General features: G+C 62.9%; 21 protein-coding genes and 5 tRNA genes. 10 read left to right on the top strand and 16 right to left on the bottom strand.

The features are described from left to right. The first annotated feature begins 52 nt into the window (after positions 1 to 52). Positions 53 to 631 carry an SCO family protein gene (locus MQW23_RS15715; RefSeq protein WP_252109149.1) on the top strand — a complete coding sequence of 193 codons (579 nt, stop codon included), beginning with the start codon at positions 53 to 55 and terminating at the stop codon, positions 629 to 631. Between the two features lie 86 nt (positions 632 to 717). On the opposite strand, the gene MQW23_RS15710 is transcribed toward MQW23_RS15715, so the two are convergent. The 6 genes from MQW23_RS15710 to miaB all read right to left on the bottom strand — a co-directional run bounded on the left by MQW23_RS15710 (position 718) and on the right by miaB (position 6,577). Beyond that, positions 718 to 1,056 carry a hypothetical protein gene (locus tag MQW23_RS15710; RefSeq protein ID WP_252109148.1) on the bottom strand — a complete coding sequence of 113 codons (339 nt, stop codon included), beginning with the start codon at positions 1,054 to 1,056 and terminating at the stop codon, positions 718 to 720. A 68-nt stretch (positions 1,057 to 1,124) separates the two neighbouring features. Then, positions 1,125 to 2,597: an apolipoprotein N-acyltransferase gene (gene lnt, locus MQW23_RS15705; protein ID WP_252109147.1), complete on the bottom strand. Its 1,473-nt coding sequence runs from the start codon at positions 2,595 to 2,597 to the stop codon at positions 1,125 to 1,127. A 27-nt stretch (positions 2,598 to 2,624) separates the two neighbouring features. After that, positions 2,625 to 3,518, bottom strand: a complete 894-nt coding sequence (locus MQW23_RS15700; protein WP_252109146.1) for a CorC family transporter — start codon at positions 3,516 to 3,518, stop codon at positions 2,625 to 2,627. A 68-nt stretch (positions 3,519 to 3,586) separates the two neighbouring features. Further along, a complete protein-coding gene (ybeY, locus tag MQW23_RS15695; protein ID WP_252109145.1) occupies positions 3,587 to 4,048 on the bottom strand; it encodes an rRNA maturation RNase YbeY in 462 nt (153 codons plus the stop codon). Further along, positions 4,045 to 5,130, bottom strand: a complete 1,086-nt coding sequence (locus tag MQW23_RS15690; RefSeq protein ID WP_252109144.1) for a PhoH family protein — start codon at positions 5,128 to 5,130, stop codon at positions 4,045 to 4,047. Before MQW23_RS15690 ends, ybeY begins: the two co-directional genes overlap by 4 nt. Before the next feature lie 85 nt (positions 5,131 to 5,215). Then, positions 5,216 to 6,577 carry a tRNA (N6-isopentenyl adenosine(37)-C2)-methylthiotransferase MiaB gene (gene miaB, locus MQW23_RS15685; protein WP_252109143.1) on the bottom strand — a complete coding sequence of 454 codons (1,362 nt, stop codon included), beginning with the start codon at positions 6,575 to 6,577 and terminating at the stop codon, positions 5,216 to 5,218. A gap of 186 nt (positions 6,578 to 6,763) precedes the next feature. Between miaB and MQW23_RS15680 the strand changes: the two genes are divergently transcribed. The 3 genes from MQW23_RS15680 (at position 6,764) to MQW23_RS15670 (ending at position 7,069) form a co-directional block, all read left to right on the top strand. Beyond that, positions 6,764 to 6,839: transfer RNA gene (locus MQW23_RS15680), tRNA-Asn, on the top strand. A gap of 49 nt (positions 6,840 to 6,888) precedes the next feature. Beyond that, a tRNA-Asn gene (locus MQW23_RS15675) sits at positions 6,889 to 6,964 on the top strand. 29 nt (positions 6,965 to 6,993) lie between these two features. Continuing rightward, positions 6,994 to 7,069 (top strand) — tRNA-Asn (locus tag MQW23_RS15670). A gap of 328 nt (positions 7,070 to 7,397) precedes the next feature. On the opposite strand, the gene MQW23_RS15665 is transcribed toward MQW23_RS15670, so the two are convergent. Next, entirely contained in the window at positions 7,398 to 9,482 is a 2,085-nt protein-coding gene (locus MQW23_RS15665; protein ID WP_252109142.1) for a carboxy terminal-processing peptidase, read from the bottom strand. Between the two features lie 138 nt (positions 9,483 to 9,620). Between MQW23_RS15665 and MQW23_RS15660 the strand changes: the two genes are divergently transcribed. Continuing rightward, complete coding sequence (locus tag MQW23_RS15660) at positions 9,621 to 10,943, top strand: M18 family aminopeptidase (RefSeq protein ID WP_286087015.1); 1,323 nt, start codon at positions 9,621 to 9,623, stop codon at positions 10,941 to 10,943. A 64-nt stretch (positions 10,944 to 11,007) separates the two neighbouring features. Here MQW23_RS15660 and MQW23_RS15655 read toward each other — a convergent pair. The 9 genes from MQW23_RS15655 to MQW23_RS15615 form a co-directional block, all read right to left on the bottom strand. Further along, positions 11,008 to 11,084 (bottom strand) — tRNA-Met (locus tag MQW23_RS15655). A gap of 78 nt (positions 11,085 to 11,162) precedes the next feature. Next, positions 11,163 to 12,254 carry a redox-regulated ATPase YchF gene (gene ychF / locus MQW23_RS15650; protein ID WP_252109140.1) on the bottom strand — a complete coding sequence of 364 codons (1,092 nt, stop codon included), beginning with the start codon at positions 12,252 to 12,254 and terminating at the stop codon, positions 11,163 to 11,165. 57 nt (positions 12,255 to 12,311) lie between these two features. Then, a complete protein-coding gene (gene pth, locus MQW23_RS15645) occupies positions 12,312 to 12,893 on the bottom strand; it encodes an aminoacyl-tRNA hydrolase (protein ID WP_252109139.1) in 582 nt (193 codons plus the stop codon). A 135-nt stretch (positions 12,894 to 13,028) separates the two neighbouring features. Further along, a complete protein-coding gene (locus MQW23_RS15640) occupies positions 13,029 to 13,667 on the bottom strand; it encodes a 50S ribosomal protein L25/general stress protein Ctc (protein ID WP_252109138.1) in 639 nt (212 codons plus the stop codon). 114 nt (positions 13,668 to 13,781) lie between these two features. Then, a complete protein-coding gene (locus tag MQW23_RS15635) occupies positions 13,782 to 14,723 on the bottom strand; it encodes a ribose-phosphate pyrophosphokinase (RefSeq protein WP_252109137.1) in 942 nt (313 codons plus the stop codon). A 59-nt stretch (positions 14,724 to 14,782) separates the two neighbouring features. Then, positions 14,783 to 14,857: transfer RNA gene (locus MQW23_RS15630), tRNA-Gln, on the bottom strand. Positions 14,858 to 14,887: 30 nt separating this feature from the next. Then, positions 14,888 to 15,730: a 4-(cytidine 5'-diphospho)-2-C-methyl-D-erythritol kinase gene (gene ispE, locus MQW23_RS15625; RefSeq protein ID WP_252109187.1), complete on the bottom strand. Its 843-nt coding sequence runs from the start codon at positions 15,728 to 15,730 to the stop codon at positions 14,888 to 14,890. A 24-nt stretch (positions 15,731 to 15,754) separates the two neighbouring features. Beyond that, positions 15,755 to 16,408: a lipoprotein insertase outer membrane protein LolB gene (lolB, locus tag MQW23_RS15620; RefSeq protein WP_252109136.1), complete on the bottom strand. Its 654-nt coding sequence runs from the start codon at positions 16,406 to 16,408 to the stop codon at positions 15,755 to 15,757. Positions 16,409 to 16,474: 66 nt separating this feature from the next. Then, entirely contained in the window at positions 16,475 to 18,253 is a 1,779-nt protein-coding gene (locus MQW23_RS15615; protein WP_252109135.1) for a tetratricopeptide repeat protein, read from the bottom strand. 256 nt (positions 18,254 to 18,509) lie between these two features. Here MQW23_RS15615 and hemA point away from each other — a divergent pair, with 256 nt between their 5' ends. The 5 genes from hemA to MQW23_RS15590 are packed head-to-tail and all read left to right on the top strand — an operon-like array spanning position 18,510 to position 23,066. Then, positions 18,510 to 19,820, top strand: coding sequence for a glutamyl-tRNA reductase (gene hemA, locus MQW23_RS15610; RefSeq protein WP_252109134.1), 1,311 nt, complete (start codon positions 18,510 to 18,512; stop codon positions 19,818 to 19,820). After that, the gene (gene prfA, locus MQW23_RS15605) at positions 19,817 to 20,905 is read left to right on the top strand and encodes a peptide chain release factor 1 (protein ID WP_252109133.1); all 1,089 of its coding nucleotides are present in this window, start codon (positions 19,817 to 19,819) and stop codon (positions 20,903 to 20,905) included. The genes hemA and prfA overlap by 4 nt, the downstream gene beginning before the upstream one ends. Next, positions 20,905 to 21,777, top strand: a complete 873-nt coding sequence (gene prmC, locus MQW23_RS15600; RefSeq protein WP_252109132.1) for a peptide chain release factor N(5)-glutamine methyltransferase — start codon at positions 20,905 to 20,907, stop codon at positions 21,775 to 21,777. The genes prfA and prmC overlap by 1 nt, the downstream gene beginning before the upstream one ends. Before the next feature lie 33 nt (positions 21,778 to 21,810). Continuing rightward, on the top strand, positions 21,811 to 22,317 hold the full coding sequence (locus MQW23_RS15595; protein ID WP_252109131.1) for an Lrp/AsnC ligand binding domain-containing protein: 507 nt from the start codon (positions 21,811 to 21,813) through the stop codon (positions 22,315 to 22,317). Beyond that, positions 22,314 to 23,066, top strand: a complete 753-nt coding sequence (locus MQW23_RS15590; RefSeq protein ID WP_252109130.1) for a HesA/MoeB/ThiF family protein — start codon at positions 22,314 to 22,316, stop codon at positions 23,064 to 23,066. The genes MQW23_RS15595 and MQW23_RS15590 overlap by 4 nt, the downstream gene beginning before the upstream one ends. The last annotated feature ends 9 nt before the right edge of the window (positions 23,067 to 23,075 follow it).

Raw genomic sequence — 23,075 nt, 5'->3', positions numbered from 1 at the left:
CGCCGCTTAACTGATTGTCGAGAAAGTGACGATCGCCAGGAGAGTACCGAGTATGCAAAAAGTCGTGTGGCCGCTGATGGCGGTCGCCTTGCTGGCCGGGTGCAGCGACGAAGAGTTTCGCACTACGGATATCGAAGAGATCATGCCGCCGCTTGCGTTCTCGCTGACCAACGATGACGGCGAGCCCGCCCGCGCCGAGGAGTATTTGGGCAAAACGACGCTGGTGTATTTCGGCTACACCCAGTGCCCGGACGTCTGCCCGCTGACGCTGGCACGCTTCGCCTCGATTTTTGACGAACTCGACGACGAAGAGCGCGACGACGTGCAGATGCTGTTGATCTCTGTGGACCCGAACCGGGATACGCCGGAGGTGCTCAAGCGCTACACCGACGCCTTCGGGCCGGAGTTTACCGGCCTGACCGGCGACAAGGAGGAGATCGACGCGCTGACCAACCGCTACCGCATCGCCTACAGCTTCGAGGAGCCCAACGAGCGTGGCGACTACATCGTCAACCACTCCAGCGCCGTGTTCGCCTTCAACGACGAAGGACAGCCGCGCTTTCTGGTACGCGACCCGCACTCGAATCAGGACGTATTGGCCGACCTTCGCCGCGTGATCGACGAAGGCTAAACGCCTATCGGTTCCATACAAAAAGCGCCTCGAAAAGGCGCTTTTTTTGAACCCGGCATTGACCGAAAAACTCCGGCCGATTCGCGTCAGCAGACCGAAGAGAGCCCGCAGTTGGCGGTGTAGGCGCGGGAGTTCACGTCCAGGGTCAGGCGATGGTTGGTAGTGTCGTAAAAAAACGAGGCGAGGCCCTTATCGGACTCGGCGGTCTGGTAAAGCCCGCACACACCGTAGCCGTACTGCACTTCCTGGAGCTGGGTAAGCTCGACGCTTGAGGAGGTCGCAAGCTCTGCGGCGATCGCCTGGCGAATCTCGTCGTCCACCTTGTTGGCGGAGAGCGCCTGATTGCCAAAAATCACCGCCCCGATGATCGCCGTAAAGGCGAGCGGGGCGACGATCAGCAGTAAAAAAGGGCGAGAAATAGTCATGGCGTCATTATGCCAGTGCCCCAGGGCCGGTCAAGCGCCCCGGCTGCTCCAAAATGCCGCACCCTGACCTAGAGCAACGTAGTGCGCGTGCGCCGGGTCACCACGCCTGCCGCGCCCATCAGCGCCGCCAGAAGCCAGGCCGGCCAGCTGCCGAGACGAGTGAAGGGCGTTTGCCCCGCCATGGCGTAGAACTCGCCAGTCAGCGCCGTGGCTTCGAATTGCGGCGCGCGGCTTACCACCTGGCCATTGGCATCGATGATCGCGGTAATGCCGTTGCTGGTGGCGCGCAGAACGAACCGGCCGTTTTCAAGCGCCCGCAGGCGCGCCATCTGCAGGTGCTGGTGAGGACCGATCGAGGCACCAAACCAGGTGTCGTTGGAGACCGTCACGAGCACGTCGCTTTCCAGCGCGCGGCTGGCAACCAGCTGTGGATAAATTATTTCGTAGCAGATCGCGTTGCCGATGCGCAGGTCACCGGCCTGCATCGGTACCTGCACCGCATCGCCTTTGGTGAAGCTCGACATGGGCAGGTCGAAAAAGTCGATCGCCCCGCGCAAAAGGCTCTCCAGCGGCAGGTACTCGCCAAAGGGCACCAGATGCGATTTTTGGTAGCTACCGGTGACGTTGCCCACGCCGATCACGCTGTTGAAGTAGCGGTTCTCTTCGTCCAGCTGCACGATGCCGGTCAGAAGCGACGTGTCCGTCGACAGCGTGGCCTGGATACGCTCGAGCACCGGCCGCGCCTGGTACTCGAACATCGGCACCGCGGTTTCTGGCCACAGGATCAGCTCGGCGTCGTCAGCGACCGAGCGGGTCAGCTCGCTGTAGATGTTGGCGGCGGCGCGCTGGCCTTCCGGCGTCCACTTGATCAGCTGTGATAGATTTCCCTGCAACAGCGCCACGCGCGTGGGGGTAGCTGCCGGCGTGGTCCACTGATGTGGAAGTGCCAGCGGTATCAGCCAGATTGCCGCCAGCGGCAGCGCCATCCAAAAGCGCCGGCGCAGCACGCCGACAAGCAGCGTGGCGCTCAGCGCGACCAGCAGCGATAAAAGATACACGCCACCTAGCGGCGCCCAGGCAGCCAAGGGCGAGTCGACGTAGCCCGAGCCCAGCAGCAGCCAGGGAAAGCCGGTGAAGAGATAGGTGCGCAGCACCTCGCCCAGCACCCAGATACCAGCGAAGCTCAAAAACGTCAGGCGGGTAGCGAAAAAGCGCCGAAATACCCACAACGTCAGCGCGTAGAAAAGCGCCAGCACCATCACGAACAGCGCGGTTAGAAACACCGCCAGCGGCACGCCGGTGTAGCCGTAGTCGTGAATCGAGACGTAGACCCAGGATGTGCCGGTGGCAAATAGCGCTATTCCGAAGGCCCAGCCCTTGAGCGCGGCCTGCACCGGGGTAAGGCGCTCGAGGCCGAAGAACAGCAGCGCCACGGCGACCGGGCCGAGCCACCAAAGTTCGAAAGGGGAGGCTGTCAGCGTAGTAAAGCCGCCGGCCACGAGCGCGGCCAGCAGTTGAAGCGCAAAAGGGGACGTCAACACGGTGGTGTCATCCTGTTAGCGGTAGCGTCAATCGGCGTCGTCGGTATCGGTCGAGCCGGACGCGCCACTGGTGTCAGGATGCGCTTCGAGCAGGCGAATCCGGCGATTGTCGGCGTTGAGCACGGTAAAGCGCCAACCACCTAAGCAGGTGTACTCGCCGCGCCCGGGCAAGTGGCCGAACTGCTGCATGACGAGCCCGCCGACGGTATCGAACTCGTCGTCGGAAAAGTCGGTATCGAAGCGCTCGTTGAAGTCCTCGATCGGGGTCAGCGCGCGAATGGCGAAGTGGCCGTTGTCGAGTCGGCGGATGGCGTCCTCTTCGTCGGTGTCGTGCTCGTCCTCGATGTCGCCGACGATCTGCTCGAGGATATCCTCGATGGTGATGATGCCTGCGGTGCCGCCATACTCGTCGACCACGATCGCCATGTGATTATGAGTATCGCGAAACTCTTTCAACAGGCTATTGAGCCGCTTGGACTCGGGGATGAACATCGCCGGTCGCAATATGTCCTCTAGCACGAAGGCGTCGCGGCGCTCCTGAGACTGGGAGAGCAGCGGCAGCAAATCCTTGACCAACAGGATGCCCTTGACGTCGTCGAGGTTCTCGCCGATCACCGGGTAGCGCGAGTGGCCGGTTTCCTGAATCAGGGGCAGGTAGCCGTCGCTGGCTTGATCGATGGCGATCGCCGAAACTTGAGAGCGGGGAATGAGGATTTCACGCACCTGTTGATCGCTGATTTCGAGCGCGCCTTCGATGATCATGATGGCGTCCTGGTCGAGCTTCAGCTTACTGGCAGTGTGGCGCAGAAAGGTGAGGAGCTCGTCGCGGGAGCTGGGCTCATCGGCGTCGCCAGTGAGGGCGCTAAAGAGTTTCTCGAGCCAGGATTTTTGATTGGACGTGCTCGATGGATCTTCGCTCATTGCGTCAGGTCTCTTGGTTACGAACGAGTGTGTCGGACAAATGTGGCATCAAACGTCGAAAGTGAACGTTATACGCAGTAGGGGTCGGCGATATCAAGGCGGGCCAGAAGCTTTCGCTCCAGCGCCTCCATGACCTCGGCCTCGTCGTCGTCGATATGATCGTACCCCAGAAGGTGCAGCGTGCCGTGAACCACCATGTGCGCGTAGTGATCACCAGGCGGCTTCTGCTGCTCACCGGCCTCGCGCACTACGACATCATGGCAGATCACCAGATCGCCCAGCAGCGGAAGTTCCACACCCGGCGGGCTCTCGAAGGGAAACGACAGCACGTTGGTTGGCTTGTCCTTACCGCGGTAGTCGCGGTTCAGCGCCTGGCTTTCGTCGGGTTCGACGAAGCGAATGGTCAGCTCGCGGCGTAGATCCTCCGGGTGCTGGGAAAACACACAGCCCACCCAGTGGGTGAGCTGTGAAAGCGTGGGGAGATCATCGGCGCTGACCGCCACCTGGCGGTCGACCACGATATCGGTCATCGCCCGCCGTCCCAGCGCGGGGCGCTGTCACGCGCGGCCATGCGGGCTTCGCGCTCTTGCTGGCGCGCTTCACGCTGGGCGCGCTCTTCGGCTTCCTGCTGCGACTCGAAGGCATCATAAGCTTCGATGATGCGCTGAACCAGCGGGTGGCGCACCACGTCCTTCGCGGCGAAGTGGGTGACGCCGATTCCCGGCGTATCCTTCAATACGTCGAGCACCTGAATGAGCCCCGAGCGCTGGCCCTTGGGCAGGTCGACCTGGGTCACGTCGCCCGTGATCACTGCCGTCGAGCCAAAGCCGATCCGGGTCAGGAACATCTTCATCTGCTCCGGCGTGGTGTTCTGGCTCTCGTCGAGAATGATGTAGGCGTTGTTGAGCGTGCGCCCGCGCATGTAGGCCAAGGGGGCAATCTCGATCACCTGGCGCTCGATCAGCTTGGCGACCTGCTCGAAGCCGATCATCTCGTAGAGCGCGTCGTAAAGAGGACGCAGGTACGGGTCGATCTTCTGAGCCAAGTCGCCGGGCAGAAAGCCGAGCTTCTCGCCGGCTTCGACCGCCGGGCGCACCAGCAGAATGCGGCGCACTTCCTGCTGGTTAAGCGCTTCGACCGCCGCGGCCACCGCCAGATAGGTCTTGCCGGTACCCGCCGGGCCGATACCGAAGTTAATGTCGTGCTCGCGGATGCTGGTGACGTAGCGCTGCTGGTTCAAGCCGCGCGGTTTGATCATGGTGCGCGGGGTGCGCATGATCACCTCACCGCTGCCGTCCTCGCTCTCTTCCTCGTCTTCCAGTGCCTCGAGCCCTGATTCTTGAAGGAACAGGTGCACGGTGTCCGGCGAGAGTTCGCTGGCCGCGGTTTCGCGGTACAGGTGCTCCAGTACGTTCGAGGCGGCCTTGATACGGTTGGCCGGGCCCGCCAGCTGAAAGATGTTGCCGCGGTTTCTCAGCGTGACGTCCAGCCGGTCTTCGATCAGTTTCAGGTGCTCGTCGCGCTGACCGCACAGGCTTGCAAGGCGCTGCGGATCATTGGGTTCAAGGCTTAGAGTGATGATACGGTTGGCCTGAGAGGATGGCTGGCTCAAAAGTTGTCGACCCGTTCGTTGATGTGTGTAACTCAGAGCTTAATGCCCAGGCGGGACCTGGGCAATTACCTGGGCTAAATCGGTGTCAATATCGTTCGGGGGAGGCGAGCTCGCCGCGCAGCGAGTTGGGCAGCGCCTCGGTGATCTCGACATCGACGAAGTAGCCGATCAGCTCTGCCGGGTTGGCGGCGCGAAAGTTCACCACGCGGTTGTTCTCGGTGCGACCAGAGAGCTGGCCCGGGTCTTTCGGCGAGAAGCCGGTGACCAGAATGCGCTGGGTCGAGCCCACCATGCGCCGGCTGATCTGCCCGGCCTGCTGCAGAATGCGGTCCTGCAAAATCTTCAGGCGCTGCTTCTTGACGCTTTCCGGCGTGTCATCCTCGAGGCCCGACGCCGGGGTGCCCGGGCGCGCCGAGTAGACGAAGCTGAAGGAGTGGTCGAAGCCGATACGGTGGATCAAATCCATCGTGTCCTCGAAATCCTGCTCGGTTTCGCCGGGAAAACCGATGATGAAGTCCGACGAGAAACTGATGTCCGGACGGTTGGCGCGGATACGCTCCATCTTGGCGATGTACTCTTCGCGGGTGTGGCCGCGCTTCATCGCCGAGAGGATCGCGTCGGAGCCAGACTGTACCGGCAGGTGCAGGTGGCTCACGAGCTCCGGAATCTCGGCGTAGGCCTCGACCAGGCTCTCGGTGAACTCCACCGGGTGCGAGGTGGTAAAGCGCACGCGATCGATCCCTTCCACCGCCGCCACGCAGGCGATCAGCTCGGCCAAGTCGATCTCCTCGCCGAGCTGGTTGTCGCCGCGGTAGGCGTTGACGTTTTGGCCCAGCAGATTGATCTCGCGCACGCCCTGGTCGGCCAAGTGGATGACCTCGTCCATCACCGCTTCAAACGGGCGCGAAACCTCTTCACCACGGGTGTAGGGCACCACGCAGAAGGTGCAGTACTTCGAGCAGCCTTCCATGATCGAAACAAACGCCGTGGCGCCGTCGGATGTGGGCTTGGGCAGGTGGTCGAACTTCTCGATCTCCGGGAAGGTAACGTCCACTGCGGCGATCATGTTGGCGCCAGAGGCCGCCGCGCTGTTGCGCGCGTCCATCATCGCCGGAATGCGGTGCAGCGTTTGCGGGCCGAACACCATATCCACGTGGGGCGCGCGCTTTCTCAGCGCCTCGCCTTCCTGGCTTGCCACGCAGCCGCCGACCCCGATCACCAGATCCGGGTTGGCGTCCTTGAGCTTTTTCCAACGCCCCAGCTGATGAAACACCTTCTCCTGGGCCTTCTCGCGAATGGAGCAGGTGTTGAGCAGGATTACGTCGGCTTCTTTCTCGTTGTCGGTGAGTTCCATTTGATGGGACTCGCCGAGTAGGTCCGCCATACGAGAGGAGTCGTATTCGTTCATCTGGCAGCCGTGCGTTTTGATGAAGAGCTTCTTCGCCATCGGTACCTGTCGTCTATGAATCGTCTGGGACGAAAATGAATGAAATATCGGTCGGGCACAGGCGCGTGCCGGTGCGTTCAGAGTGGCGGTCATTATACGGATACAACAAACCAGCGGCTAGCGCTGTACAATCGATACTTGACCCAAGCGATTCCATGAGTATACTACGCACCGTGTTTGAGCAGTTCCTCGATAGCTCAGTTGGTAGAGCAAATGACTGTTAATCATTGGGTCACAGGTTCGAGTCCTGTTCGAGGAGCCAACATCTGGCTCGCCTCAAACGCCTTAGCAAAAGCGGTAGCATAGACAGTTCCTCGATAGCTCAGTTGGTAGAGCAAATGACTGTTAATCATTGGGTCACAGGTTCGAGTCCTGTTCGAGGAGCCAACCGCCGCTAAGCACCGATTTAAAGATGTTCCCCGATAGCTCAGTTGGTAGAGCAAATGACTGTTAATCATTGGGTCACAGGTTCGAGTCCTGTTCGGGGAGCCAATCTCGTTGTTTTTAACCGCACGTCGGTTCTGCAGTTCATTTCCACTCGATTCAGCTAACTCTTTTCCCTTTTTTGACCGTCATAACAGGCCTTCTTTGCGCCTGATATTTGTGTGCGCTCCAAACGCCATACTCTCTTTCACACTTCACACTTCACACTTCACACTTCACACTTCACACTTCACACTTCACACTTCACACTTCACACTTCACACTTCACACTTCACACTTCACACTTCACACTTCACACTTCACACTTCACGCTTTCGTGCGCGTATAAAAAAGCCGCGCCTCGAAAGGGCGCGGCTGGCTCGAATAGTCCCAGCGCTTAGCGCTGGGCCATGCGCTGGGCGTTTTTCATGTGGGTGTAGTCGAGCATGATCTCGGCGGCTTCGAGCACGTGGGCGCGGTCCACCGGCATCTCTTCATCCTCTTCCTCGGATTCGTCGATTGGCTCACCGCTGACGTTGTCCATGCGGGCGTCGAGCCACTCGTCGAGCTCCGGCATGCCCAGCGCCCGACGGCGCTGGTTCTCGAGCGAGAGCTGCTCGGCTTCCTGGGCTTCCAGCTCGCGCTGGCGCTGCTCGCGGTTCAGGCTCACGGTGGTGTGCTGTTCGCGCAGTTGGCGGGCCAGCGTCGATTGGCGCTCCAGGTAGCGGAAGTTCGGATTCTCGGCAGCACGCTGCTGATGGCGCGTGGTCAGCGCGGGAATGAAGTCTTCCGGGTTGCCGTAGCGGCGGTACTGCACGTTTTGCACCGTGTCCCAGGCCAGGGCGTTATCGAGACTGCTTTCGCCGATGCGCTCCGGGTCGATCAGGCTGGGGAAGGTGATGTCCGGCTCGACGCCGCGATTTTGCGTGCTCTCGCCGGAAATGCGGTAGAACTTGGCGCGGGTGAGCTTGATCTGGCCGTGGCTCAGCTCGTTGAGCGTCTGCACGGTGCCCTTGCCGAAGGTATCGGCACCGACCACCAGGCCGCGGCCGTAGTCCTGGATCGCGCCGGCGAAGATTTCCGAGGCGGAGGCCGAGAGGCGGTTGGTCAGCACGGTGAGCGGGCCGTCATAGAGCGTGCCGGCGTCAGTGTCGCCGTAGAGCTGAATGCGCCCCTGAGCGTCGCGCACCTGCACGGTCGGGCCGCGGTCGATGAAGAGCCCGATCAGCGAGTTGGCTTCCTGCAGCGCGCCGCCGCCGTTGTTGCGCAGATCCAGCACGATTCCTTCGACGTTTTCCGCTTTCAGCGCTTCTATTTCACTGGCGACGTCGCGCGTGGTGCTGCGATACTCCTCCTCGCCGGCCTGCCAGGCGTCGAAGTCGACGTAGAAGGTGGGCACGTCGATCACGCCGATCTTGTGCGGCTCGCCGTCGCGCTCGACCTCGATCACTTCGCTTTGCGCCGCCTGATCTTCAAGGCTGACCGTGTCGCGGGTGATTTCGACGATGTGCGAGCGGGTCATGTCGACCGCCTGGGCCGGCACTACGTCCAGGCGCACCGTTGAGCCTTTCGGCCCGCGGATCAGATCGACCACGTTGTCCAGGCGCATGCCGACCACATTGACCATTTCACCTTCGTCCTGACCCACGGCGACGATACGGTCGGCGGGCTCCAGCACGCCGGCGCGCTCGGCGGGGCCGCCGGGCACCAGGCTTGCGACCTTGACGTACTCGCCGTCGGCCTGCAGCAGCGCGCCGATGCCTTCGAGCGAGAGGCTCATCTGAATGTCGAAGGATTCGCTCTGACGCGGCGAGAGATAGCCGGTGTGCGGGTCGATGGTGCTGGAAATCGCCGCCATCAGGATGCCGAACACATCCTCGGATTCGGTCTGCTCGAGGCGAGTGAGTTGGCCTTCATAGCGCTGGCGCAGAGTCTCTTCGATCTGTTCCTCGTCCTGGTCGGCCAGTGATAGAGTCAGCGCGTCGTTTTCCAGGCGCTTACGCCAAAGCTCGTCGAGCTCGCTTTCCCGGCTCACCCAGGGCGCTTCCTCACGGTCGACTTCCAGGCGCTCATCACTTTGAAACTCGAATGAGAGGCCTTCGTCGAGACGCGAGATAAGCCATTCGAGGCGGTCGGTGTGGCGCTCGTTGAGGCGATTATAAAGCTCGAAGGCCTCGTCGAGATCGCCTTCGAACAGCACCTGATCCATGTCCTCTTCCAAGTGGCGGTAGGGCTCGATATCGCGTCTGAGAAGGTAGCTTCGCTGGTTGTCCAGAATATCCAGATAGCGCTGGAAGGCCTCCTGAGACCACTGCGCGTCGAAGTCGATATTGGCGTAGTGGCCGTAGCGCAGCGCGTCCCCAATCTCCACTGCCGCTTGGCGCTGCTCGTCGGTCGGCGCGAGTTGCGCAAGCGCCGGGCTGGCCGCGGCCAGCATCACGGCAACGGCGGCCGAGCGCGTAAGCGTTACAAACAAGCTCATCAGTCAGGCTCTCCCGGAATTTATAGTCACTCGTGTCCTCTGGACATTCAGCAAGCCCATGAGTTGCGCAGGCCAAGAGCATTGTAGCAGGTCATTTACTCTGTGATACTCACTGATTTTCTGATAGAGGGCATTGATTTGACCGCGCTCGACACTTCTTTTGACTCGCCGCGTTTGGCGCGGCTGTGCGATTTTCTGGCGGGCTCGCCCACGCCCTGGCACGCGACCCGCTCGATGGCTCGCCGGCTGGAGGAAAACGGCTTCATCCGCCTGGACGAGCGAGCCGACTGGGCGCTCGAGGCAGGCAAGCGTTACGTCGTGACCCGTAACGACTCCTCGATCATCGCCTTTACGCTTCCCCCCGGCGATAAAGTCGGCCTCGAGAACCTTCGCATGATCGGCGCGCACACCGACAGTCCCGGGCTGAGGTTGAAGCCAGAGGCGACCCAGCGCTCGGCGGGCTGGCTACAGCTTGGCGTGCAGGTCTACGGCGGCGTGCTGCTCGCGCCCTGGTTCGACCGTGACCTTGGCCTGGCCGGGCGGGTGCATCTTCGCCACGCCGATGGCCGGCTCGAAAGCGTGCTGCTCAACGTGGCGGACCCGGTGGCCATGATCCCGAGCCTGGCGATCCACTTGGATCGTGACGTCAACGCCGGCCGGGCGATCAACCCGCAGACCCAGATGGCGCCCATCCTGATGCAAAGCGGCGACGCCACGCTCGACTCGCTATTGGAGGGCTGGCTTGCCAAGGAGCACGGCCTGGAAGAGGTCGAGATCGTCGATTTCGAGCTCGGCTTTTACGATCTGCAGCCGCCGTCGCTGGTCGGGGTAGGGCGCGAGCTCGTGGCAAGCGCCCGGCTCGATAACCTGCTCTCCTGCTTCATCGGGCTGGAGGCGCTTTTGGAATGCGACGGTGAGCAGGGCGCGCTGCTGGTTGCCAACGACCACGAGGAAGTGGGCAGTGCCAGCGCCTGTGGCGCTCAGGGGCCGTTTTTGGGCGACGTACTCAAACGCATCAACGCCCAGGTCGGGAAGGGCGGAGAGGAAGCGCTGATTCAGCTGATTCAGTCCTCCGTGATGATCTCCTGCGACAACGCCCACGCGCTGCACCCCAATTTTCGCGACAAACACGACGAGCGCCATGGCCCGGCCATCAACGGCGGCCCGGTGATCAAGGTCAACGCCAGCCAGCGCTACGCGACCAACAGCGTGACCGGGGCGCTGTTTCGCGACGTGTGCCGCGAGGCGGACGTGCCGGTGCAGTCTTTTGTCACCCGCGCCGATATGGGCTGCGGCAGCACCATCGGCCCGATCACGGCCACTGAAATCGGCGTGCCGACCATCGACGTGGGCGTGCCGCAGTGGGCGATGCACTCGATTCGCGAAACCGCCGGCACCCGTGATGTCGAGCACCTGACCCGGGCGCTGGTGGCGTTTCTGAACCGTCCGACGCTTTATTGAGGCCCGCACGTTTCACAGGCGCACAAAAAACCCGCTAACCGAAGTTAGCGGGTTTTTTTGAAGCTGGTGGCTACACCCTGATTTGAACAGGGGACCCCATCATTATGAGTGATGTGCTCTAACCAGCTGAGCTATGTAGCCGTTCAACGGGGGCGAATATTACAAAGCCCGCCGCCGCCCGTCAAGTATTTCCTTGTCCGCCGCCGAGTACGCCGGGCGTTAAACGTTGAAACGGAAGTGGATCACGTCGCCATCCTTGACGATGTACTCCTTGCCTTCCAGACGCCACTTGCCCGCATCCTTCGCGCCCTGTTCGCCGCCAAGCGACACGAAGTCGTCATAGGCGATGACTTCGGCGCGGATGAAGCCTTTTTGGAAATCGGTGTGGATGACGCCGGCGCCCTCCGGGGCGGTAGCGCCCTGCTTGACGGTCCAGGCGCGCACTTCCTTCACCCCGGCGGTGAAGTAGGTCTGCAGGCCCAAAAGGGCGTAGCCCGCGCGAATCACGCGATCGAGGCCCGGCTCTTCCATGCCCATCTCTTCGAGAAAGACGCTGCGCTCTTCGTCGTCGAGCTCGGCGATTTCGGCTTCGAGCTGGTTGCACACAGGCACCACCACCGCGCCTTCCTCTTCGGCAATTTGACGGACGATATCGAGATACGGGTTGTTCTCGAAGCCATCCTCGTTGACGTTGGCGATGTACATCGTCGGCTTCAGGGTCAAAAAGCCGAAGCTTTTCACCTGATGCTTTTCGTCATCGCTTAGCCCGAAGCTTCGAAGCGGCATGCCCTCGGCCAGGTGCGGCTGGATCCTGTCCAGAATCGCCTTGGTGGCCGTGGCATCCTTGTCGCCACCCTTGATCGAGCGTACCAGCCGCTGGCTCGCTTTCTCGACGGTGTCGAGATCGGCGAGCGCCAGTTCCAGGTTGATGGTTTCGATATCCGCGCGCGGGTCGACCTGGTTGGCCACGTGGATCACGTTGTCGTTATCGAAGCAGCGCACCACGTGGGCAATCGCTTGGGTTTCGCGAATGTTGGCCAAAAACTTGTTGCCCAGGCCCTCGCCCTTGGAGGCGCCGGCCACCAGGCCCGCGATGTCCACGAACTCCATGGTTGTGGGTAGCACCTTTTGGGGCTTGACGATCTCGGCGAGCTTGTCGAGGCGCGGGTCCGGCATTGGCACGATGCCGACGTTGGGCTCGATGGTACAAAACGGAAAGTTCTCCGCGTCGATGCCGGATTTGGTGAGCGCGTTGAAGAGCGTGGATTTGCCTACGTTGGGTAGGCCAACGATACCGCAGTTAAAACCCATGGGAATGTCCTGACCGGGGCGCGCTTTACAAAGCCGCCTTGAAATGGAAACGTCTGGCTATTTTACGCTATGGAGCTGGTTCATGGCTTTCGCCCAGTCGCCGTTGAGCGCCAAAGGGAGCGTCGTCTCGCACGCCTCGATGGCGTGGTCGATCGCTTCCTGCTCGCTTTTGCCCGGGCGGTTCAACACGTAGTGAACCACCTGGCGCGCCTCGCCTGGGTGGCCGATACCGATGCGCAGTCGGTGAAAGGCGTTTTGGTTGCCGAGGGCGCTGATGATGTCGCGAAGGCCGTTGTGGCCGCCGTGGCCACCGCCGGTCTTGAAGCGCGCCTGGCCCGGGGGCAGGTCGAGCTCGTCGTGCACTACCAGCAGGTTGTCCGGGGCGAGCTTGAAAAACTGGCAAAGCGCGGCGACGGCGCCACCGCTTCGGTTCATGAAGGTGGTGGGGTTCAAAAGGTGCAACTCATGGCCATCGATATGCGCCTTGGCGTAGCGCCCGAGGAACTTCTTTTCCGGGCGAAGCTCGGTATGGGCGCGTCGCGCCAGCGCGTCCACCAGCCAGAACCCGGCGTTGTGGCGCGTCGCGTCGTACTCGGGGCCGGGATTACCAAGCCCAATGATCGCCGTTACCTGGCTCATGTTCCCACCTCCAACGTTCAAAAATATCTCGGCCGCTGGCCCGACAAAAAAAATCAAGCGCCGAAGCGCTTGATTTTAGCATTCATGGGCCATGCGGGCATGGCCCAATCTGCAAGGGGGTAAAGAGGGCTGCGCTTACTCGGCGCTGCCTTCTTCGCCTTCACCCGCTTCGCCTTCGTCCTCTTCAACACGATCCTTGATCGCGGTGATGTTGAGGATGGCGTTGTCGTGCTCTTCGCCGTGGGCGAGATCCACGGAAGAAACGCCGGCCGGCAGTTTCAGGTCGGACAGGTGCAGGGTCGTACCCAGCTCGACGCTTGAGATGTCGACTTCCAGGTAGTCCGGCAGGTCTTTCGGCAAGCAGCTGATCGCTACTTCGTTGTTCAGCACGTGCAGCTCGCCGCCCTGGTCCTTGATGCCAACACACTTCTCTTCGCCCACGACGTGCAGCGGCACGTTCATGGTGATTTCGTGGGTGGCGTCAACGCGCATGAAGTCGGCGTGCGTCAGCAGCGGCTTGTAGGGGTGACGCTGCAGATCACGAACGACGACCTGCTCCTGCTTGCCTTCGACGTCCAGCGTGATGACCGAGGAGAAGAAGGACTCGTCTTCGATCGCCTTGTAGAAGGCGGTCTTTTCGACGGCGATGGAGACGGGCGCTGTTTCACCACCGTAAATCACGGCAGGAACCTGCTGGTTCGCACGACGCAGGCGGCGGCTCGCACCTTTCCCCAGGTCGTTACGAACGTCGGCTTTCAAAGTAAAATCGGACATGTTGGTGCCTCTTGGTTTAAGTAAGAAAACCCCGCCGACCGCGACCAGTCGACGACGCTTTCAGGGCCCCGAGGGGGCTATAACGTCAGGCGGTGTCCACGCTCGCGTGAGCGGCTAGTGGAACATTGCGCTGACGGATTCTTCGTTGCTGACCCGGCGGATCGCTTCCGCAATCAGGCCGGCAACGCTCAACTGGCGAATTTTACCGCTGCGACGCGCATGGTCGGCCAGCGGAATAGTGTCGGCCACGACCACTTCATCCAGTACGGAGCTTGTGATGTTGTCGATGGCGGGGCCAGACAAGATCGGGTGTGTTGCGTAGGCCACCACGCGCGCGGCGCCGTGGTCCTTGAGCGCTTCGCCGGCCTTGCACAGCGTACCGGCGGTATCGATCATATCGTCGACCACCACGCACGTGCGGCCTTCGATCTCGCCGATGATGTGCATCACCTGGGCCTGGTTGGCCTGGGGGCGACGCTTGTCGATAATGGCGAGATCGGCGTTGAGCTGTTTGGCGATGGCGCGCGCGCGCACCACGCCGCCGACGTCCGGCGAGACCACGACCAGATCGTCGTAGTTCTGGCGCTCGATGTCGTCGAGCAGAATCGGCGAGCCGTAGACGTTGTCCACCGGCACGTCGAAAAAGCCCTGAATCTGATCGGCGTGCAAATCCATGGTCATCACGCGGTCGACGCCGGCCTTGACCATCATGTCGGCCACGACCTTGGCCGAGATGGGTACGCGGGCGGAGCGCACGCGACGATCCTGACGCGCGTAGCCAAAGTAGGGCAGCACCGCAGTGATGCGGGTGGCCGAGGCGCGACGCAGGGCGTCAACCATCAGGATCAGCTCCATCAGGTTGTCATTGGTCGGGGCACAGGTGGACTGAAGAATGAAGACATCCTTGCCACGCACGTTCTCATTGATCTCGACTGCGATCTCGCCGTCGCTGAACTGGCCCACCGTTGCATTGCCCATCCGGCTGTCCAGGCTCTCAGCCACTTTACGAGCGAGTTCGGGATTGGCGTTCCCGGTGAAAACCATCAATTTTGACACGTGCAGCCACCTTTGCAGCGTTGGGGATCAGGGGAGAAAACGTTGGATCATGGGCAGGTTGGCTGGGGTACCAGGATTCGAACCTGGGAATGCCGATACCAAAAACCGGTGCCTTACCACTTGGCGATACCCCAGCAATAACCCAATGTGATGACCGGGCGCTTTCAGCGTCCCAGCGCATCGTGTAGAGGAGAGGTGTTGAGCCCGCGCGCCACCCAGGCCTGATAGCGTTGGCCCGCTTGGCTGGCGACGGCGTTTGCAGCGCGTTGGGTTTCAAACGCAGCAAACAGACACGCGCCGGTGCCGGTTACGCGGCCAGGTGCGAACTGCTCGAGCCACTCGAGCGCACAAGCGATCGGCGGATAGCGTTTTTTGACCGTTGCTTCACAGTCGTTACGCCACGTGGCCGCTCCCCCCTGCAGTGCGCGCGCCATAGTAATGGGGCGGCTTGCGCGTGTCAATTCCGGGTCCTGGAAGATGGCCGGGGTCGACACGCTCACACCCGGGTGGATCACCACGAACCAGGGCGTATCGAGGGTGACCGGGGTGAGTACCTCGCCCACGCCCTCGGCCCAGGCGCTATGACCATGAACGAACACCGGTACATCGGCGCCCAGCGAAAGCCCGAGGTCCGCCAGTGCTTCAAGCGAAAGCCCGAGCTCCCACAGCCGGTTGAGCCCGACCAGTACCGTGGCGGCGTTGGAGCTGCCGCCGCCCAGGCCCCCGCCCATGGGTAGGCGCTTGTCGATGGCCAGGCTTACGCCCTGGTTCGCGTCACGGCGGTAGGGCAGCAGGGTGCGCGCGGCGCGCACCATCAGGTTGTCGTCAAAGCTCACGCCGTCGACATCGTTTTCGAGCGCGATCTCGCCGTCGGCTCGTGACGAGAGCGTGAGCGTGTCCTGCAGATCGATGAACTGAAAAAGCGTCTGCAGCGTGTGATAGCCGTCTTCACGACGGCCAGTAATGTGCAGCATGCGGTTGAGCTTCGCCGGTGCCGGAAGCTTCATGGCAGAAGTCGTGCCTGTCACCGCTTACTCCTGATCGTCGCGCGGGCGCCACTGGTTCACCACCAGGGTGATGCGCACGTCGTCATAGTTCATGACCAAACGCCGCGGCAGCCACATCTCTTCGACCTCTTCCCAGTCGCGGTAGTCGATCTCCCAGCCGTCCTGCTCCAGATGGCGCGGAAAGCCGAGCTCGTCGGTTTCGAGCTGGTAGTCGGAGTCATCGCCCGGAAGGCCTCGTACCCAGTCGGGCATGGCGCGCACCGGCAGCGACCAGCCAAGCTGCTCCTGCATCAGCGCTTCCGGCGTTTCGGCCTCGAAACGGCCTTCGCCGGTGGTCAGCGAGAATCGGCCCTCGCGGCCTTCCAGCACGCTGCGCCCGCCGCCAAAGGGGCCACTGATCAGCATGCGAAAGTAAAACGGCGTCTGGTTCCAGTCCAGGTTAGCGCTGGTGTTCTCGTCCGGGGTTTTGAGCCCGGCTTTACCGATCAATGTCCAGCTATCGAACGCTTCTACCTCGGCCTGCTGGCGCTCCCACTGGCCCTCTTGCCGGCCGCTTTCGTCCATCGGCGCCTGGGTGGCGCACCCGGCCAGCGCCAACAGCGCCGCGCCGGTAAGAAAGGCTTTTGCCGGGCGGGCCCAGGCGCTGAAAGACGGGGCGTTCGAGTAAGCGGTCAGCATGGTGAAACTCCGTGTCGGTGATGCATTCTGATTCATTCAGAATAAAAGGGGTTTAAAGAGCGTGTTTCAAGGCGTGCTCAGGGCCGGGCGCCGGCGCAGCAGCTCGTCGAGCGCCGGGGTGTCGCCGAGGCCGGTTTGAAAGCGGCGAACGATGGCGCGCGCCTCGTCGCTTCGGCCAAGTGCGTCGAGTACCTCGGCAAGATGCGCGGCGACCTCCTGATCCGGCAGTTGGGCAAACGCGGTTTCAAGCCAGGAGAGCGCCTCTTCGGCCTCGCCCTGTTTGAACAGCACCCAGCCCATGCTGTCCAGCACTGCCGGGTTGTCCGGCTCGAGTTCATAGGCGCGCTCGATGAGCGTTCGCGCCTCGTCAAGCCGCTCGTCGGAGTAGGTGTCGGCCAGCGTGTAACCCAGCGCGTTGAGCGCGTTGGCGTTGTCCGGCTCGCTTCGTATGATCTGACGCAGATCGCGCTCCATGGCCGCAAGATCACCGCGCTCGAAGGCGCGCATGGCGCGCAGGTAGCGAAGGCCGGTGTCGGCGGGGGTGCGGGCGAGCTCGCGGTCGAGCAGGGCGTCGGCTTCGCCGGCGAGATTTTCGCCGTCGAGCAGCTGCACTTCTAGCAGTACCAGATCGCTGAAGTAGGCGTCATAGCGCATCCGCTCGATGCGTAAAAAGGCGCGCGCATCCAACAGCCGATCCTCTTCGATCAACATCTGCGCGGCGGCGGCCCGGGCGGGCAGGAATTCGTTGCCCTCGCGCACCTGACGGTAGTAGATCAAGGCGTTATCGATATCGCCTTCGGACTGGGCGATGGCGCCCAAAAGAAAGTAGGCCAGATCCGGAACGTTATCTTCACCGATTATCGGCTGCAGCAGGCGGTAGGCGGGGTCCGGGTGGCCCTCTTCCAGATAGAGCTGGGCCAGCGCCACGCGCAGATCCGGCCCGCCGCCGTGGCGCTCGAGCAGCGCGTCGGTCTGCTGCTGGGCCTGGGTGAGGTTGTTGAGACGAATATTGGCCTGGGCGAGCATGAGCACGAAACGCACATCGTCCGGCGCCAGTTCGAGGCCGCGGCGCGCGGCGCGGCGCGCGCCCTGATGATCGCCGGTTTCCAGCGCCAGCCGGGCGCGGGCGAGCCATAACGCTTCAATATCCGGGGCCTGGCTTGCGACCTCGTCGAGGCGCGCCTGGGCCTGGGCGGTGTTGCCGAGTGCGGCTTCGATCAGTGCAGTGCCCAGCAGCACGTCAATTTGGCTCTCCTGCTCGTCACCCAGCGGCGCGATTCTGGCGCTTTCGTCGAGAAAGTCGCGCAGCGGACGGATCAACAGGCCGAGCGGGGCGTTTTCCGCCACCGCCAGCTCGGCGAAGGCGGCGATTTCGCCGTTGCCGCCGGCGGCGACGATCGCCAGGCGCTGCTCGAGGCTATCGAGCCAGTCGCCGCGCGAGAGTGACAGCGTGGCCAAAAACTGGTTGGGCCCCTGGGCGGTAGGCGCAAGCTCGCGCCAGCGCAGCGCCGAGGTTTCCATGAGCGCGGTGTCGTTGCCAAAACGGGCGGCGAAGGTGGCGCGCTCGGCAAGCGCTGCCACCGGGTAGCGGCGTGACGCGGCCAGGTACCCTTGGCTTGCGCGGCTGAAATCGCCGCGCTGGCCGGCCATCTCCGCGGTCAAAAGCGTGCGCAGCCCCTCGGCGTCGAGCCCGCGCGTGATCGGCGGCGCCGAGGCCATGGGATCATCGATGAAAGCGGGCAGCCCATTCATTGAGCTCGAAGGCGTCGCCTGACAGCCGCTTAACAGCAGCGTGAGCGCCAGAGGCCAGCGGGGTAACCCCGTTAATGTCGCGCGAAAGTGCATGCGTATCTCAATCAGGTGGCCGAATTGTCAGCATAGCGGCTTGCGCGGCTGCGGCAAAGTGGTGGCGCCAGAACCGGGTGGTTTGTGGTAGAATGCTACACCTTGAAAACGATTCGTGTCAGCGCAATTTCGACCACCGCGGCCAGGTTTTGTTGGTTCTGCCGCCGTCGAGCGTTCGACGCTCCAAGGACTCGCCCGCTCAAGAGTCGAGCCGCCGTTTATCCACGACCGATCCACTAGCGAAGACGCATAACGCATGACGCTTCTTGCCCTGGGAATCAATCACCGCACCGCAAGCGTTGCCGTGCGTGAGCAGGTAGCCTTTACCCCCGCGCAGCTCGAAAGCGCGTTGGGCGAGCTTCGCTGTCTGCCGCAAATTCACGAGGCGGCGGTGCTCTCGACCTGCAATCGCACCGAGCTCTACTGCGTCACCGACGCTGCCGGCGAGCGCGCGGTGCTCGACTGGCTGGGCCGCTTCCACGGCCTGAAAGTCGAAGATCTCACTCGCTGTGCCTACCACTATCTCGACGCCGCCGCCGCCCGCCATCTGATGCGCGTGGCCGTAGGGCTCGATTCGATGGTGCTTGGCGAACCCCAGATTCTCGGCCAGCTAAAGGATGCGTATCAGCAGGCGCGCCAGGCCCAGGGCCTTGGCGGCGAGCTCGAGCGCCTTTTTCAGCACACCTTCGCCGTGGCCAAGCAGGTGCGCACCGAAACCGGCATCGGCAAGAACCCGGTGTCGGTCGCCTACGCCGCCGTCAGCATGGCGAGCCGCATTTTCGACGACTTCGGCCGGGCCAGCGCGCTATTGATTGGCGCCGGCGAAACCATCGAGCTCGTGGCGCGCCATCTGAGCGAGGCCGGCGTGCGCAAGCTCACCGTGGCCAACCGCACCCGCGAGCGCGCCATGAACGTGGCCTCCAGCCTGGGCGGCGAGGCGATCACACTGCCGGAGATTCCAGCGGCGCTCGAACATGCCGACATCGTCATCTCCTCGACCGCCTCGCCGCTGCCGATTCTGGGCAAGGGAATGGTCGAACGTGCGCTGAAAAAGCGTCGCCACCGGCCGGTGTTCATGGTCGATATCGCCGTGCCCCGGGATATCGAGCCGGAGGTGGGCGAGCTTGCCGACGTCTTTTTGTATACCGTCGATGACCTCGAAGAGGTGATCGAAGAGAACCGCCGCCACCGCCAAGTGGCCGCCGACCAGGCCGAATCGCTGATCGAACACGGCGTGGGCAGTTGGGAGCAGGAGCGCCGGGTGCGCGGCGGCGGCGAGCTGATCCGCGACTACCGCCGCCACGGCGAAGCGCTTCGCGACGAAAGCCGCGACCAGGCGCTTGAACGCCTGGCCCGCGGCGAAGACCCGGCGAAAGTGGTCGAGCGCCTCGCCCATCAGCTCGCCAACCGCTTCATGCACCAGCCGACGTTGGCCCTTCGCAAAGCGGCCTCCGAAGAAGATCACGCAGTGCTGAGCGCGGCGCCGCGCGTTTTACTCTCCCCGAAACCCGCGTTTGAGAAGCCCGCGCCCTCGGCTAAACGCCAGAAGGATGATACGCCCGCATGAAAGAGACGTTGCGCCAACGTTTGGACAGTTTTGCCGACCGCTTCGAAGAGCTTGCGATGCTGCTCTCCGAGCCCGAAGTCATCAGCGACCAGCAGCGCTTTCGCGACTACTCTCGCGAGTACGCAGAGCTTGAAGAGCTGGTCGCGGCCTGGCAGCGCTATCGCGAGGTCGAAGAGAACATCGCCACCGCCGAGGCCCTGAGCGGCGACAGCGACCCGGAGATGCGCGAGCTGGCGGAGATGGAAATGTTGGATGGCCGCGAGCAGCGCGATGCGCTCGAGGTCGAACTCAAGCGCCTGCTGGTGCCCAAGGACCCGGACGATAACCGTGGCGTGTATCTGGAAGTGCGCGCCGGCACCGGCGGCGACGAGGCGGCGATTTTTGCCGGTGACCTGTTTCGCATGTATTCACGCTACGCCGAAAAACGCGGCTGGCGAGTGGAAATCGTCAGCGCCAGCCACGGCGAGCAGGGCGGCTATAAAGAGGTGATCTCCCGAGTGAAGGGCGATGGCGTCTATGCGCGGCTCAAGTTCGAGTCCGGAGCGCACCGCGTGCAGCGCGTGCCCGCCACTGAATCCCAAGGGCGCATCCATACCTCCGCCTGCACGGTGGCGGTGATGCCCGAGGTCGACGACGTCGGCGATATCGACATCAATCCCTCTGACTTGCGCGTGGATACCTACCGCTCCAGCGGTGCTGGCGGCCAGCACGTCAACACCACCGACTCCGCCATTCGCATCACCCACCTGCCCACCGGCGTCGTGGTGGAGTGCCAGGAGGAGCGCAGCCAGCACAAGAACCGCGCCAAGGCGATGTCGCTGCTCGCCGCCAAACTCAAGCGCAACGCCGTGGACTCCCAGCGCCAGGAGCAGGCCGACGCGCGCCGCTCGCTGGTCGGCTCAGGGGATCGCAGCGAGCGTATCCGCACCTACAACTTCCCTCAAGGGCGCATCACCGATCACCGCATCAACCTGACGCTTTATAAACTGCTGGACGTGGTGAGCGGCGAACAGCTCGACGACGTGGTCGAGCCGTTGATTCACGAGTATCAGGCCGAGCAGCTTTCCGCCCTTCAGGACGCCTGATGACTTTCGATGCGCTGTTGAGTGCGGCGGCCAAACGCCTTGCGGACGCAGGATCACCCTCGCCCCGGCGCGACGCCGAGCTTTTGATGATGCACGCCGCCGACTGTGAGCTGACCTGGCTTTACACCTGGAGCGATCGACACTGCGAGCCTTGGCCGCGGGCGCGCTTCGAGGCGCTCGTCGCTGCCCGCGCTCAAGGCGAGCCGGTGGCGTACCTGACCGGCGAGCGCGAGTTCTGGGGGCTGCCCCTTTTGACCTCGCGCCACACGCTGATCCCGCGGGCGGACACCGAAACCCTGGTCGAGGCGGCGCTTGCGCGCGCCGGCGCCCTTGACGGCCGGTTTCTGGATCTGGGCACGGGGACCGGCGCCATTGCGCTCGCTTTTGCCAGCGAGCGCCCGGGCTGGCAGGTGAGCGGGCTCGATCTGCGCATTGAGGCCGTGGCCCTTGCCAAGCAAAATGCCGCGCGGCTGGCGCTCGAAAACGCCACCTTCGTCCAGAGTGACTGGTTCGATGCTCTGGCGCGGCAAGACGCCGCGCCGCGCTTTGATATCATCGCCAGCAACCCGCCCTATATCGCTGAGGCCGACCCGCACCTGGCCCTGGGCGACGTGCGCTTCGAGCCGCGTTCAGCGCTAGTGGCGGCGGGCGAAGGCCTTGCCGATCTGCTTCATTTGGTGCGCAGCGCCCGTGACTATCTCAAGCAGGGAGGGTGGCTGCTGCTGGAGCACGGCTACCGCCAAGCCGACGCGGTACGCCAGGCGCTCTCAAAAGCGGGCTACCTGGAGGTGGAGAGCCTGGTCGATCTGGGCGGGAACGCGCGGGTCACGCTTGGGCGTATGCCGCGGGCGCTCGATGATGCGAGTAACTGATGAAAACGAACCGCTCATGAAGACGAAACGCCCATGAAAACAAAAAACAAGGCGCTGGATCGCATCGATCTGCGTATTCTGCGCGTGCTGCAGGACAACGCGCGTATCTCCTACGTGGATCTCGCCGCCGAGGTCGGGCTTTCGACCACGCCGTGCCTCGAGCGCGTCAAGCGCCTGGAGCGCGCCGGCGTCATTCGCGGCTACAAGGCGATGCTCGACCCCCAGGCGCTCAAGGCGAATCTTTTGGTGTTCGTCGAGATCAGCCTGGAAACCCAGTCGCCGGCGGTGTTCGACGAGTTTCGTCGCGCGGTGGAAACGCTGCCCCAGATCCAAGAGTGCCACCTGGTATCCGGCCAGTTCGACTACATTCTGAAGTGCCGGATTCCGGAAATGTCGGCTTACCGGCAGCTTTTGGGCGATGTCGTACTGACGCTGCCAGGCGTCAAGGAGTCCAAAAGCTACGTGGTGATGGAGGAGGTGAAAGAGAGCTTCAGCCTGCACGTGCCGGAGGTCAGCGAGTTCGAGGATAAGAGCCCATGATGGATGACCAAGCGCTTTTGCGCTACAGCCGCCAGATCATGCTCGACGAGGTCGATATCGGAGGCCAGCAGCGCCTGCTCGACGCCCGCGCGCTGATCGTCGGCACCGGCGGGCTCGGCTCACCGGTCGCGCTCTACCTGGCCGCCGCCGGCGTTGGTCGAATCACGGTCGCCGATGCCGATACCGTCGAGCTTTCCAACCTGCAGCGCCAGATCGCTCACCAGAACGCCGACATCGGCCGCAACAAGGCGGCCTCGGCCAGCGATAGCATGGCCGCGCTCAATCCGGAGTGCGAGATCACCGCGATCGAGCGCCATCTGAACGACGCCGAGCTTGCCACACACGCCGCCTCGCACGATGTCGTGCTCGACTGCACCGACCGCTTTTCCAGCCGCTACGCGATCAATGCCGCCTGCATGAGCGCCGGCGTGCCGCTGGTGTCGGGCGCGGCGATCCGCTTCTCCGGCCAGCTCGCCGTATTCGACCCGCGTGATGCCCAAAGCCCCTGCTACGCCTGCCTCTACCCGCCGGATGAAGCCGGTGACGAAGCGCTGAGCTGCGCCGAAAGCGGCGTGATCGCGCCGTTGGTCGGCGTGATCGGCGCGTTCCAGGCGCTGGAGGCGGTCAAGCTTTTAAGCGGCGCCGGCCAATTACATCGCGGGCTCTCCACCTTCGACGGGCTGCGCGGCGGCTGGCGCCACTTTCAGGTCCCCCGCGACCCGGCCTGCCCGGTGTGCGGGCCGCGGTAGTTCGGCAAC

Source organism: Halomonas sp. S3-1-1 (assembly GCF_023757625.1).
Lineage (GTDB): Bacteria > Pseudomonadota > Gammaproteobacteria > Pseudomonadales > Halomonadaceae > Vreelandella.
Note: the sequence above shows the minus strand (reverse complement) of the source record. Positions and strands in the feature narration are given on the sequence as shown.